Annotated in this window: 13 protein-coding genes; 6 read left to right on the top strand and 7 right to left on the bottom strand. The window is 65.4% G+C overall.

Going from position 1 to position 12,319, the window contains the following annotated elements:
* Nucleotides 1–41 precede the first annotated feature (41 nt).
* Nucleotides 42–833: a FadR/GntR family transcriptional regulator gene (locus tag ATB98_RS15510; protein WP_157111046.1), complete on the bottom strand. Its 792-nt coding sequence runs from the start codon at nt 831–833 to the stop codon at nt 42–44.
* 210 nt (nt 834–1,043) lie between these two features.
* On the opposite strand from ATB98_RS15510, the gene ATB98_RS15505 reads away from it, so the two are divergent.
* On the top strand, nt 1,044–2,318 hold the full coding sequence (locus tag ATB98_RS15505; RefSeq protein WP_066875177.1) for a DUF3422 family protein: 1,275 nt from the start codon (nt 1,044–1,046) through the stop codon (nt 2,316–2,318).
* Between the two features lie 19 nt (nt 2,319–2,337).
* Here the strand turns inward: ATB98_RS15505 and ATB98_RS15500 are convergent, their stop codons facing one another.
* Nucleotides 2,338–3,234, bottom strand: coding sequence for a LysR family transcriptional regulator (locus ATB98_RS15500; RefSeq protein WP_066875175.1), 897 nt, complete (start codon nt 3,232–3,234; stop codon nt 2,338–2,340).
* 108 nt (nt 3,235–3,342) lie between these two features.
* Here ATB98_RS15500 and ATB98_RS15495 point away from each other — a divergent pair, with 108 nt between their 5' ends.
* The 4 genes from ATB98_RS15495 (at nt 3,343) to glcF (ending at nt 7,959) form a co-directional block, all read left to right on the top strand.
* Entirely contained in the window at nt 3,343–4,782 is a 1,440-nt protein-coding gene (locus ATB98_RS15495) for an FAD-binding oxidoreductase (RefSeq protein WP_066875173.1), read from the top strand.
* Nucleotides 4,779–5,990, top strand: a complete 1,212-nt coding sequence (glcE, locus tag ATB98_RS15490; protein WP_066875171.1) for a glycolate oxidase subunit GlcE — start codon at nt 4,779–4,781, stop codon at nt 5,988–5,990. The genes ATB98_RS15495 and glcE overlap by 4 nt, the downstream gene beginning before the upstream one ends.
* A 76-nt stretch (nt 5,991–6,066) precedes the next feature.
* Nucleotides 6,067–6,447 carry a DUF4870 family protein gene (locus tag ATB98_RS15485; RefSeq protein ID WP_066875168.1) on the top strand — a complete coding sequence of 127 codons (381 nt, stop codon included), beginning with the start codon at nt 6,067–6,069 and terminating at the stop codon, nt 6,445–6,447.
* 213 nt (nt 6,448–6,660) lie between these two features.
* Nucleotides 6,661–7,959 (top strand): glycolate oxidase subunit GlcF, encoded by a 1,299-nt coding sequence (gene glcF / locus ATB98_RS15480; RefSeq protein ID WP_153435662.1) that lies wholly within the window; start codon nt 6,661–6,663, stop codon nt 7,957–7,959.
* A gap of 106 nt (nt 7,960–8,065) precedes the next feature.
* On the opposite strand, the gene ATB98_RS15475 is transcribed toward glcF, so the two are convergent.
* Together ATB98_RS15475 and ATB98_RS15470 are read right to left on the bottom strand one after the other, a co-directional pair.
* Nucleotides 8,066–8,761, bottom strand: coding sequence for a L,D-transpeptidase (locus tag ATB98_RS15475; RefSeq protein ID WP_066875165.1), 696 nt, complete (start codon nt 8,759–8,761; stop codon nt 8,066–8,068).
* 192 nt (nt 8,762–8,953) lie between these two features.
* Nucleotides 8,954–9,721 carry a L,D-transpeptidase gene (locus ATB98_RS15470; protein WP_066875163.1) on the bottom strand — a complete coding sequence of 256 codons (768 nt, stop codon included), beginning with the start codon at nt 9,719–9,721 and terminating at the stop codon, nt 8,954–8,956.
* Nucleotides 9,722–10,026: 305 nt separating this feature from the next.
* On the opposite strand from ATB98_RS15470, the gene ATB98_RS15465 reads away from it, so the two are divergent.
* Complete coding sequence (locus tag ATB98_RS15465) at nt 10,027–10,665, top strand: DNA-3-methyladenine glycosylase I (protein WP_066875161.1); 639 nt, start codon at nt 10,027–10,029, stop codon at nt 10,663–10,665.
* A gap of 176 nt (nt 10,666–10,841) precedes the next feature.
* Here the strand turns inward: ATB98_RS15465 and copM are convergent, their stop codons facing one another.
* The 3 genes from copM to ATB98_RS15450 form a co-directional block, all read right to left on the bottom strand.
* Nucleotides 10,842–11,222 carry a CopM family metallochaperone gene (gene copM, locus ATB98_RS15460; RefSeq protein ID WP_066875159.1) on the bottom strand — a complete coding sequence of 127 codons (381 nt, stop codon included), beginning with the start codon at nt 11,220–11,222 and terminating at the stop codon, nt 10,842–10,844.
* A 142-nt stretch (nt 11,223–11,364) separates the two neighbouring features.
* Nucleotides 11,365–11,739: a hypothetical protein gene (locus ATB98_RS15455; protein ID WP_066875157.1), complete on the bottom strand. Its 375-nt coding sequence runs from the start codon at nt 11,737–11,739 to the stop codon at nt 11,365–11,367.
* A 78-nt stretch (nt 11,740–11,817) separates the two neighbouring features.
* A complete protein-coding gene (locus tag ATB98_RS15450; RefSeq protein WP_066875155.1) occupies nt 11,818–12,246 on the bottom strand; it encodes a hypothetical protein in 429 nt (142 codons plus the stop codon).
* Between the last annotated feature and the right edge of the window lie 73 nt (nt 12,247–12,319).

Here is a 12,319-nt window from a genome sequence, read left to right as displayed (position 1 = left end):
AAACGGGGTTCCCGGTCACGGAACCGCTATTGCGGGAGGGATCAGGCGCCGGCGCGATCGCGCTGCTGCAGCCGGAGGCGGGCGATGCGGGCCCATTCGCCGCTCCGCTCCGCTTCGCGCGCGGCGGCGGCGACGAAGTCGATATGGCTTTGCGCCGCGGCCTTCGCCGCCCTCGGGTCGCCGGCCATGATGGCGGCGTAGATCGCCTCGTGCTGGGCGAGAAGCTGGTCGCGCGCGCCGGGAGCGCGGAAGACCGAACTGCGGTGAAAGAAGATGCCCTGCGTCAGCAGCCGATAGCAGGCGCGAAGCGTGTGCAGGAGGATGATGTTGTGCGCGCTTTCCCCGATTGCATTGTGCAGCTCGACGTCGGCTTCGAGCTCCGCGTCGAAGTCGCCGCTCTCGTGGGCGGCGCGCATGCGTTCGATGACGCGGGTGAGGATATCGCGGTCGAAGTCGGTGGCGCGCGTCGCTGCGAGCTCCGCCGTCAGGCCTTCGAGTTCGCGCCGGTATTCGAGATAGTCCTGCGTCGCCTTGTGGTGGCGTCCGATCAGGTCGATCAACGGCTTCGAGAAGATCCGTCCGACCACGTCGGCGACGAAGGTGCCGCCGCCGTGCCGGCTCTCGACCAGGCCGCGCGCTTCCAATTCCTTGAGCGCTTCGCGCAGGATCGGGCGTGAGACGTCGAACCGTTTCGACAGCTCCCGCTCGGCCGGCAGGCGGTCGCCGTCGCGCAACACCCCCTCCAGGATCAGGAGCTCGATCTGCTGCACGACCTCGTCCGCCGTCCGGCTGTGGCTGATACGCGCATAGAGGTCTGTCTGGTCTTCCGTCACGGCCTGTCTCCTCGCGGACCGGAAGTCGCCTTCGCAAATCGTCCTTGCCGCTCAGGCGGCAATCTAGCAGTCTCCGGCAAGTGGTCAAATCGATTGTCCACTTGCCGGCCATGCTGACAAAAGTCAAACTGCGTCAATGCGTCCTGTTCATTTGGCTCGACTCGTTGATAAGAAGGCGGTGATGAACGCGCGAGGGGGACGAAACGCTTCATGGCAAAAGGGAATTTCGCATTTCCGGCGGCAACCTTGCGCTCCCAGGCGCTCGGCGAGGTTCACGCGCGGCCCTACGCCCTGGTGACGACGCCGCGTGTCATCTTTCAGCTGGCCTTCATGACCGAGGGCGGCTCGGCCGTCGATCATGCGGTGCTCTCCGAACTGTCGCGTTCGCGTGGGGTTGCGCCGCCGGGCCGCGATGCCAACCATCATGCCTTGCCCTGGGGGCAGGGGACGCTGCGCTGGGAACGGCACACGGAATTCTCCACCTATTTCTGGGACGCGCCGGCGCCGGAACGCTTCGGCGGCGAGGTGCCCATCCATCCCTTCGGCGACGGGTTTTCGCCGCCGGGGTCGCTGATCTCCGGCATCCGGCTCGAGATCCGCCCCGATACGCCGGAGACGCGCGAGGCGATCGAGGCCTTCGACCCGACGAGCCTCTGCTACAGCGAAACCAAGAACGGCCAGGCGGTGCTGCTCACCGATTTTCGCCAGAACGGCGACGGGCTCACCCAGATCCTCGTCATCGACCGCGGCATGACCGAGGCCGGCACCGGCGCCCTGGTGCAGCGCCTTCTCGACATCGAGACCTACCGCACGCTCGCCCTTTTGGGCCTGCCGCTGGCGCGATCCCTGTCGCCGGAAATCCGCCGCACCGAGGACGGCCTCACCGCGGTGACGCAGCGGATGAAGGAAAACGTGCGCGACGAGGCCGACGAGATGCTTGCCGAAATCACCCGGCTTGCCGCCGACGTCGAGGCCGGGGCAGCCCTGAGCCTCTATCGCTTCGGCGCCAGCCGCGCCTACCACGACATCGTCCAGGAGCGCATCCGCACGCTCGCCGAAACGCCCGTGCCCGGCTACGAAACCATCGGCACCTTCCTCGAACGCCGGCTGGCGCCTGCCATGCGCACCTGCCAGTCGGTCGAGGAGCGGCAGGCGAACCTGTCGCGCAAGCTCGCGCGCGCCACGGCGCTTCTCAGAAGCTGGATCGACGTCGAGCTCGAGCGGCAGAACGGCGCGCTGCTGAACTCGATGGATCGCCGCGCGAAGCTGCAGTTGCGCCTGCAGCAGACCGTCGAGGGCCTCTCCGTGGCGGCGATTTCCTATTACGTCGTCGGGCTCCTCGGCTATCTCGCCAAGGCCGTCAGCCACGAGCTCCCGATCGATCCCGGCGTGCTGACCGGCCTTGCCGTACCCTTCGCGGTCGTCAGCGTCTGGCTCGTGGTGCGGCGCATTCGCCGCCATCACGAGGAAGGCGCCCACAAATAGCCGCCTGACTGCACGATCTTTACTGCTCCCAATAGGGAACGGGACCGTAGAGCGCGGCGAGATAGTCGATGAAGAGCCGCACCTTGGCCGGCAGGAACTGCCGGCTCGGATAGACCGCCGAAAGCGTCAGGTTGCGTGAGCCCTCCCATTGCGGCAGCACCTGCACCAGGCGTCCGTCCCGCAATTCCGCGCCGACGTCCCAGGTGGAGCGAAGCGCGATGCCGGCGCCGGCGATCACCGCTTCGCGGATGATCTCCGACGAGTTGGTGACGAGCGGCCCCTCCGGCCGGTAGGAGAGGCTGCCTTCGGGGCCTTCCAGTTTCCAGTTGTCGTTGTTGTGTGCCGGCAGGCAGATGTGGCCGGAGAGATCGCCGATCTCTCTCGGCATGCCGTAGCGGGCAATGTAGCTCGGCGCCGCGCAGAGCAGACGGCGGACCGGCGCCAGCTTGCGGGCGACGAGGCTCGAATCGGTCAGTTCGCCGATGCGGACGGCAAGGTCGAAGCCTTCGGCGACGATATCGGTGAAATCGTCGGTGAGGACGATGTGGAGCTTGAGGTCCGGGTGATCCTTCATGAAGCCGGTCAGATGCGGTGCGATGTGCATGCGGCCGAAGGACGTCGGGGCCGAAATGCGCAGCGTCCCTTGCGCCTGCGACGAGCGCCCCGATGCATAGGCCTCCGCCTCCTCGATGCCGGCGAGAATGCCGAGGACGCGATCATAGAAGCCCTGCCCGGCCTCCGTCAGCGAGATCTGCCGCGTCGTGCGCTGCAGGAGCCTCGTGCCGAGCCTGTCCTCGAGCCGCTTGATCCGCTTGGAAATCACGGCTGCGGAAAAGCCGAGCGTGCGGCCGGCCGCCGACATGCTGCCGGCCGCTACGACCCGCGCGAAGATTTCGAGATCGCCGAGATTCGTCATCAATCTTGACCATTGTTTCCAAAAGCGAAAGGATCATTAGCATTTGCCGCGTCACCTTTCGAGTGGTAAACAAAAAATACCACCGGATGCATCAGGTTGGAGGAACTCATGCCGGAGACGATCGGCTTTCTGAAGCCCAGGCAGGCCGTCCTCGACCGTCGGCGGGAAATCATCGCCGATCTTGCCGATCTGCTGCCCGAAGGCTGTCTCATCAGCGAGGAGCGCGGGCTGAAGCCGTTCGAGACGGATGCGTTCCTCGCCTATCGCCGCATGCCGCTCGCCGTCGCGCTTCCCGAGACCACGGAGCAGGTGGCGGCGGTGCTCAAATATTGCAGCCGCTACGGCGTTCCCGTCGTGCCGCGCGGCGCCGGCACGTCGCTTTCCGGCGGCGCCATTCCCCAGGAGGATGCCGTCGTCATCGGCCTTTCCAAAATGTCGCGCATTCTCGATATCGACCTCTTCAACCGGACGGCGACGGTCCAGGCGGGCGTCACCAATCTCAACATTTCCGAGGCCGTGGGCGCCGACGGCTTCTTCTACGCCCCCGACCCGAGCTCGCAGCTCGCCTGCACCATCGGCGGCAATATCGGCATGAATTCCGGCGGCGCCCATTGCCTGAAATACGGGGTGACGACCAACAACCTGCTCGGCGTCAGGATGGTGCTCTTCGACGGCACCGTCATCGAACTCGGCGGCAAGGCGCTCGATGCTCCCGGCTACGACCTGCTCGGCCTCGTCTGCGGCTCGGAAGGCCAGCTCGGCATCGTCACGGAGGCGACCGTCCGGCTGATTGCCAAGCCCGAGGGCGCGCGCCCCGTCCTCTTCGGCTTCGCCTCGTCGGAGGCGGCGGGCTCCTGCGTGGCGGATATCATCGGGTCGGGCATCATCCCCGTCGCGATCGAATTCATGGACAAGCCGGCGATCGAGATCTGCGAAGCCTTTGCCCATGCCGGCTATCCGCTCGACGTCGAGGCGCTGCTGATCGTCGAGGTCGAGGGTTCCGAGCCGGAAATGGATGCGATGCTCGAGGGCATCATCGAGATCGCCCGCCGCCATGGCGTCGCCACGATCAAGGAGTCGCAGTCGGCACTGGAGGCGGCGCTGATCTGGAAGGGGCGGAAATCCGCCTTCGGCGCAACCGGCCGCGTCGCCGATTACATCTGCATGGACGGAACCGTGCCGCTCAGCCAGCTTTCCCATGTGTTGCGGCGGACCGGCGAGATCGTCGCGGGCTACGGCCTTCGCGTCGCCAACGTCTTCCATGCCGGCGACGGCAACATGCACCCGCTGATCCTCTACAACATCAACGACTCGGAGGATGCGGCCCGGGCCGAAGCCGCCGGCAACGACATCCTCAAGCTCTGTGTCGATGCCGGGGGGTGCCTAACGGGCGAGCATGGCGTGGGCATCGAGAAGCGCGACCTGATGCTGCATCAATACAGCAGAGCCGATCTCGACCAGCAGATGGCGGCGCGCGCGGCCTTCGATCCCGACTGGATCATGAACCCCTCGAAGGTCTTCCCGCTCGAAGGGCGGCCGGCCGCATGATCGTCCATTTCGAACCGGCCAGCGAGGAGGGCATCGCCTCGGTCGTTCGCTCGGCGGCGGCCGAACGCGTCACGCTTGCGGTCGTCGGCGGCGGCACGCGCTCCGGCCTCGGCAATCCGGTGCGGGCGGACCGGACACTGTCGACGCGGCGCCTTGCCGGCATCGTCACCTACAATCCGGCCGAAATGACCATGAGCGCACTCGCCGGCACGCCGCTTTCCGAGATCGAGGCGGCGCTCGACGCGAAGGGCCAGATGCTCTCCTTCGAGCCGATGGACCATCGGCCGGTCCTGGCGACGTCCGGCGAGCCGACGATCGGCGGCGTGTTTGCCGCCAATGTCTCCGGTCCGCGCCGTTATGTCGCCGGGGCCGCGCGCGACAGCCTGCTCGGGGTGCGTTTCGTCAATGGCCGCGGCGAGTTGATCAAGGCCGGCGGCCGGGTGATGAAGAACGTCACGGGGCTCGATCTAGTCAAGCTGATGGCGGGGTCATACGGCACGCTCGGAATCCTGACCGAGGTAACTTTCAAGGTTCTGCCGCTGCCGCCGGCGGCCGCAACCATCGTCGTCTCCGGCCTCAACGATGCGGAGGCCGCCGCCGCCATGGCCGAGGCGATGGCGCAGCCGGTGGAGGTCTCGGGGGCGGCGCACCTGCCGGAAAGCGTGCGCGGCCGCTTCGTCGAAGGCACCTTGCCCGAGGGTGCCGCGACCGTGCTGCGGCTCGAGGGACTTTCGGCTTCCGTCGCCATGCGCGCCGAAAAGCTCGGCGTTTCGCTGTCGCGCTTCGGGCCGGTTTCGCGGCTCGACGCGGCTGAGACCAAGGCGCTCTGGGCGCAGATCCGCGACGTCAAACCCTATGCCGACGGCACCCCGCGGCCGCTGTGGCGGGTGTCGGTCGCCCCTTCCTCGGGCCATCAGCTCGTTGCCGCGCTGCGGCTGCAAACCGGCGTCGACGCCTTCTATGACTGGCAGGGCGGTCTCGTCTGGCTGCGCATGGAGGCCGAGCCCGAGGCCGAGCTCCTTCGCCGCTATGTCGGCGCGCTCGGCGGCGGCCACGCCACACTTGTGCGCGCCGGCGAGGAAGCGCGCCGCCGGATCCCGGCCTTTGAACCGCAGGCCCCCGCTGTGGCACAATTGTCGGAGCGCATCCGCGCGCAATTCGATCCGTCGCGGATCTTCAATCCGGGGCGGATGGCGCCGTTCGCCTGACCGGGCGGTCGCTTGTCGATACGCGCATGCCACCTTCGTCGACCGCCGCTCGTCCGACGTGCCAAGGGAGAACCCGATGACCGATCCAGGTTCGCAGACGCCGCCTTCCCGTGAGACCGATCGCTGGTTGGAGCCGGGTAAGGTCAATATCCAGATCATCTACCTCCTCTATCTGGTCGCCTTCGCCTTCGGCATCACCGTGCTCGTCGGCATCGTGCTTGCCTATCTCAACCGGGACAAGGCGGAAGGTTGGGCGCGGACGCATTACATATGGGCGATCCGCACCTTCTGGATCGCCCTGCTTTTCGCCATCATCTCGGCGATCTTGACGATGCTGCTCATCGGCGTGCTCGGCTTCATCGCCACGGCCGTGTGGATCGTCGTGCGCTGCGTCGTCGGGCTCCAGAAGGCCGCCCGCGAGGAGCCGATCACCGATCCGGAAAGCTGGTGGGTGTAGAGGAAACGGAAATGCGGCAAAAACAGAGAGAAAGAGCGGTGGCGCGAACGCATGTGAGCGCATCCCGCTCCAAACTGTAGGTCTACTGCAGTCTTCGTCCTTAAATCCTAGCCGATCCAAGGACAAGGACATGCAGCAATTCAAAGTGCCACAGCGGCCTTTGCGCGTCGGATAGGACGCGCGGCGCTGCAGGCCCGATATTGGAGTATCCGGTTGCAGACCAATTTCTCCCCCGAGCAGCTCGCCGATCCGCACGTCGCCGAATCCGAAAAGATCCTGCGCAAATGTGTGCATTGCGGCTTCTGCACGGCCACCTGTCCGACCTATGTGGTCCTCGGCGACGAGCTAGACAGTCCGCGCGGGCGGATCTATCTGATCAAGGACATGCTCGAGAACGGGCGCGCGGCCGATGCCGAGACCGTGGCCCATATCGACCGCTGTCTTTCCTGCCTTTCCTGCATGACCACCTGTCCCTCGGGCGTTGACTACATGCATCTGGTCGACCATGCCCGCGTGCACATCGAGAAGACCTATAAGCGGCCGTTCAAGGATCGCCTTGCCCGCGCCGTCATCGCGGCGACGCTGCCCTATCCGTCGCGCTTCCGCCTCGCGCTCAGGGCTGCCGATGTCGCGCGGCCGTTCGCGGACCTGTTGAAGCGAATTCCGTTCCTGAAGACCTTCGGCGTCATGCTCGATCTCGCGCCGCGGGCGCTGCCGACGGCGTCGGGCGCGGCGAAACCGGCCGTTTACGCGGCAAAGGGGGGCGTGCCGCGCGGTCGCGTCGCGCTGCTGACCGGCTGTGCGCAGCCGGTGCTGAAGCCGGAGATCAACGAGGCGACGATCCGGCTGCTGACCGGCCAGGGGATCGAGGTCGTCGTCTCGGCGGGCGAGGGGTGCTGCGGCGCGCTCGTCCACCACATGGGGCGCGAGGAAGAGGCGCTGAAGGCCGCCCGCCGCAATGTCGACGTCTGGCTGAAGGTGGCGGAGGAGGACGGCCTCGATGCGATCGTCATCACCGCCTCGGGCTGCGGCACGACGATCAAGGATTACGGCCACATGCTGCGGCTCGACCCCGCCTATGCCGAGAAGGCAGCGAAGGTTTCGGTGCTGGCCAAGGACATCACCGAATATCTCGCCGAACTGGGCTTGCCCGAGCAGCGGGCCCGCGGCATGACGGTTGCCTATCATTCCGCCTGCTCGATGCAGCACGGGCAGAAAATCACCAACATACCGAAGCAACTCCTGAAGCGGGCCGGGTTCACGGTCCGCGATCCGGCGGAGGGCCATCTCTGCTGCGGTTCGGCCGGCACCTACAATATCCTGCAGCCGGAGATCTCGGCGAAGCTCAAGGCCCGCAAGGTGAAAAACATCGAGGCGACGAAGCCGAACGTCATCGCCACCGGCAATATCGGCTGCATCACGCAGATTGCGAGCGGGACGACGATCCCGATCCTGCACACGGTCGAACTGCTCGACTGGGCCTATGGCGGGCCGAGGCCAACGGCGTTGTGAAGCTTACTGCTCGCGTCTGCCCGATCCGGCCTGCCCGGCCACCTTCTCCCCGCATGCGGCCGCATGCGGGGAGAGCGTTAAGGAGCAATTGGTAAGGGGCAGTCCGTCAGCCGCCGAAAATCTGGCGGAAGATGTCGATGCCGCGGTCGTCGAAATAGGTGTCGCCGGGCTTGCTGCCGGGGCCGATGACGATGACCTTGGTGCCGATGTCGGCCCGCTCGTAGAGGTGCTCGACATCCTCGTTCATCATGCGGATGCAGCCGGACGACATGTTCTGGCCGATCGTCCAGGGCTGGTTGGTGCCATGGATGCGGAAGATCGTGTCGCGGCCGCCCTTGTAGAGGTAGAGCGCACGGGCGCCGAGCGGATTGTCGATGCCGCCCGGCTGGGTGATCGGCAGGATGCGGCCCTTTGCCTTCTCGCGCACGCGCATCTCCGCCGGCGGCGTCCATGCCGGCCATTCGGCCTTGCGGCCGACCTTGACGACGCCCGACCAGCCGAAGCCCTCGCGACCGACGCCGATGCCGTAGCGCGTGGCGCGGTTCGGTCCGTCGATGTAGTAGAGGTACTTGTTGTTCGTATCGACGATGATGGTGCCGGGCGCCTCGTCGGTGCGGAAACGCACCTTGGTGCGCCAATATTTCTGCGGCGGCTTCTTCTGACTGGCGGCCAGCACCACGTCCGAGCGCTTGACGCTAGACCCGACGGGATCGGCCGCGGTGAAGGCCGACGCATTTGCGGCAGCAAGAAAAGCAGCGGTCGCGACGGTGAGCGCGGCCAGCCTGGTGGCATGTAACTTCATTTACGATTCCCTCTAAACCCTCATCGCGGGGACGCTATGCTATCTACACGCAAGAGCAAGCCCGCGGTATCTCCCATAGACCAGGGACAACGGCGGATCTTGTATCTCAGGTAGCGGCTGTTGCTTCAAAACCACGCTTGGCTGACAGAAAAGGCCAGTATGCGGAGGAAATATTCTATTCTCCGCCTCGCGCTAAAGGACGATAACCTTGGTGCCGACCTTGACCCTCTCATAGAGATCGACGACGTCCTCGTTGCGCATGCGGATGCAGCCGGAGGAAACGCCATAGCCGATCGTCCAAGGCGCATTGGTTCCGTGGATGCGGTAGAGCGTGGAACCGAGATACATCGCCCGGGCGCCGAGCGGATTTTCCGGGCCGCCCTCCATGCGGGCCGGCAGGTAGTGGCCCCTGGCCGCCTCGCGGGCGATCATTTCCTCGGGCGGCGTCCAGTCTGGCCACTCGGCCTTGCGGGTGATCCTGTGCTCGCCCGCCCATTCGAATCCGGGCTTGCCGACGCCGACGCCGTAGCGCCGGGCCTGCCCCTCGCCGGTGACGAGGTAGAGGAAGCGCTGATTGGTGTCGATCACGATCGTGCCGGGCTTCTCCGCCGTCTCATAGGCCACCATCTGGGGCAGGAATTGCGGGTCGAGGCCTTGCTTGACCGGCTTCTGCCGGCGCGCGATCGACGCAGGTTGCACGACGCCCGTGTCCGGGCGGCGCCTGATCTGGCGCCGCTCGGCGGCGCGCCGATCGATTTGTTTTCGGGTGGCTGCCGGGGCCTGCGGCCGGTAGACGGCCGGGCGGACGCGTTCGCCGGTCAGCTGCGTCACCCAGGGTGCGGTCAAGTCCGGGCTGACGATGACCGGCGGACGATTCTGATACCGATCCTGCGCACCGGCCGTGCCGCCGGAGATCATCGAGAGGAAGCATGTGGCAAGAAAAAGAGATTTTTTCATCATCGGATGGACTCGTTACTACCCCGAAATCTTCAACGGCGCCGCGACCGAATGACCTTCTCGGGCCGGCGCCACGCTCAATTCCAATATTTGCAAGGGGATGCGGGGGGGAGAACCGCATGCGCTGTCCTTTCCCCGCTCCAGCAATGGGCGCGATGCTCGCATCCGTCCGCCACCGAAAGGTAAACGGCGCTTCGATAAAAGGCAGTGGATCCAAGAAAGCTTTGGGTAGGGTTATTCGGCCCTTTATGAACCTGGTTTGCAAATGGTAAAGAGAACAAAAAGGAAACGATCAGGAGAGGCGAAGCATGGCAGCAAAGGGCCTGATTACCGGAAGCGACGGACTTGACCGTTGCGCCTGGCACGGCAATCTCGAGGATTACCGCCGCTATCACGACGAGGAATGGGGCCGGCCGGTGGTGGACGACCATCGGCTGTTCGAGAAGATCTGCCTGGAGGGATTTCAATCCGGCCTGTCCTGGCTGACGATCCTCAGGAAGCGCGAGGCGTTCCGTGCCGCCTTCGCCGGCTTCGACTTCGAGGCGGTTGCCGAATTCGGCGAAGCCGACATCGAGCGCTGCCTCGCCGATCCCGGCATCGTCCGCCATCGCGGCAAGATCGTCTCGACCATCAACAATGCGCGGCGGGCGAGGGAACTGCGGTCCGAATTCGGTTCGTTGGCCGCTTATTTCTGGTCGCATGAGCCGGATGGCAGCGAGCGTCCGAAGGTGCTGGACCACGAGACGCTGATCGCCAATCCGACCACGCCGACGTCGACCAGGATTTCCAAGGACCTGAAGAAGCGCGGCTGGACCTTCGTCGGGCCGACCACCGTCTACGCTTTCATGCAGGCCATGGGCCTCGTCAACGATCACCTCGAAGGCTGCTTCTGCCGCCCGGCCATTGAGGAGATGCGGCGGCAATTCGCAAGGCCGAAGGCGCGATAAGCCCCCGCAGCGGATGCAGGAGAACTCGTGCGCCCTCCCCGTGATCGAGCGGGGAGGGCGCTTCTCGATTGAGCTAAAGCATTTTGCAGTCAGGTGGGATCACCTGACGTCGCACGAATGCGGCAAGAACAAACGGATAGAGCGGTGGCGCGAACGAAATGTGAGCGCATCCAGCTCTAGCCGCCGTTCTCGGCAAGCCATTCCTTCATCACCTTGATCTCGCCCTCCTGGGCCTTGATGATGTCTGCGGCGAGCTTCCGGATCGCTTCGTCCTTGCCGTATTGAAGCTCGACCTTTGCCATGTCGATCGCCCCCTGGTGGTGGGCGATCATGCCGCGCACGAAATCGACGTCGGCGTTGCCGCTGAAGACGATGTCCATGTCTTTGTGCATCTTCGCGTTTGCCTCGGCGAAGGCCTTGCTCGACGGCGATGCGTCGCCCGCCGCCATCTCCATGGAACCGTGATCCATATTCTCGTGACCGCTTTCCTGCGCCAGCGCCGGGGCAGCGGCGAAGGCGGCCAGCAGCAGGGCGGCCGTGAAGCCTTTCAGGGACATGATATTTCCTTTCCATCGTTGTCCTGGTGGCGCGGAGCCTTGTCCGCGCCAGGGAATGTCCGGCTGCGGACCGCGGGCGCCAAGGCCGGGGCCTCCCTCGAGGGAGCGGCCTGTTGCTCGCTATCCGACCGGACATGCGTCGTCAGATGGAGAAGGGCGGTTTGGGAGGCGGCGACCGCGGCCTCAGACGCAGCGTCTGAAGCGCGTGCTGCGGGCCCGGCAGAAGCCGCTCCGAGACGCTTCCAGCGCCCGTCAGCCCCACCGGCGTCGCGCCGATCGCCACGCAGGCCGAACAGAGAAACGGGTGGACGGCCGTCGCAGGGTGCTTGCAGTGCTCCGCTTGCTCGCAGGAAAGGCTCGGTCTTTCGGGAGCGTGGCGATGGTGGGCCGTCATCGCGGCCTGGCGATGCTCGCCGATGCTCGCTGCGGCTGCGTCGTGAACCTGCGCGGCGGTGGCGAGCCCGCCGCTCAAAGGTGCCGACAGGAAGAGAAGAACGATCGCGAGGCAACGCAGCATGGGGGCAAGATAGGGTGATCGGTCACGAATGAGAAGGGCCCGCGAATGACAAGTGCGCGAGCGGAAAGGTGAGGATCGTCACGCGCTCATCGTCGGCGCTGCCCGGGGAACCGCGAACACCCCCTCGAGCGAGCCTTCCGCTCCCTCGTCGCTCAGCGTCGACTTGCCGATGCAGTAAAGCGGCGAGGAGCGTCCCTTCGAGCCTCGTACCGTCGTCGAGAAGCAGAAGGAGGATGGGCTTGCCGTCGCCTGTTCCAGGATCGTGAGGATTGTCGACCGGTCACCCTGGTCATAGGCCCTGACCAGATCGACGACGCCGCAGGGATTGTGCCGCAGACCGAGAAGCGAGGATGTCTGCGAGCCGACGATGAAGGCGCCGCTGGCAATGTCGCAGCGCCAGGGCTCGACCAGATAGCGTGCCCCCTTGAGGCTGCGGGTCCAGGCCTCGTGGCACCTCAGGTTCAGGGGCTGTATGGTACCCGCGCCAGGCGTCATTAAAGTCAGCATAGTGCCAAATTCTCCGTTGAAGCCCTCGTGACCCCCTAACTTATAAGGGTGTATTGGCGTATCCACAATCAAA

The organism is Sinorhizobium saheli, assembly GCF_001651875.1.
GTDB classification, from domain to species: domain Bacteria; phylum Pseudomonadota; class Alphaproteobacteria; order Rhizobiales; family Rhizobiaceae; genus Sinorhizobium; species Sinorhizobium saheli.
This window is presented reverse-complemented; position numbering and strand designations above follow the sequence as displayed.

Excerpts from the sequence above, each read along its gene's own strand:
- ATB98_RS15450 (WP_066875155.1), bottom strand. The coding sequence starts at position 12,246 with ATGCTGACTTTAATGACGCCTGGCGCGGGTACCATACAGCCCCTGAAC.
- ATB98_RS15455 (WP_066875157.1), bottom strand. The coding sequence starts at position 11,739 with ATGCTGCGTTGCCTCGCGATCGTTCTTCTCTTCCTGTCGGCACCTTTG.
- ATB98_RS15470 (WP_066875163.1), bottom strand. The coding sequence starts at position 9,721 with ATGATGAAAAAATCTCTTTTTCTTGCCACATGCTTCCTCTCGATGATC.
- copM (WP_066875159.1), bottom strand. The coding sequence starts at position 11,222 with ATGTCCCTGAAAGGCTTCACGGCCGCCCTGCTGCTGGCCGCCTTCGCC.
- ATB98_RS15485 (WP_066875168.1), top strand. The coding sequence starts at position 6,067 with ATGACCGATCCAGGTTCGCAGACGCCGCCTTCCCGTGAGACCGATCGC.
- ATB98_RS15505 (WP_066875177.1), top strand. The coding sequence starts at position 1,044 with ATGGCAAAAGGGAATTTCGCATTTCCGGCGGCAACCTTGCGCTCCCAG.
- glcE (WP_066875171.1), top strand. The coding sequence starts at position 4,779 with ATGATCGTCCATTTCGAACCGGCCAGCGAGGAGGGCATCGCCTCGGTC.
- ATB98_RS15500 (WP_066875175.1), bottom strand. The coding sequence starts at position 3,234 with ATGACGAATCTCGGCGATCTCGAAATCTTCGCGCGGGTCGTAGCGGCC.
- ATB98_RS15495 (WP_066875173.1), top strand. The coding sequence starts at position 3,343 with ATGCCGGAGACGATCGGCTTTCTGAAGCCCAGGCAGGCCGTCCTCGAC.
- ATB98_RS15475 (WP_066875165.1), bottom strand. The coding sequence starts at position 8,761 with ATGAAGTTACATGCCACCAGGCTGGCCGCGCTCACCGTCGCGACCGCT.
- ATB98_RS15465 (WP_066875161.1), top strand. The coding sequence starts at position 10,027 with ATGGCAGCAAAGGGCCTGATTACCGGAAGCGACGGACTTGACCGTTGC.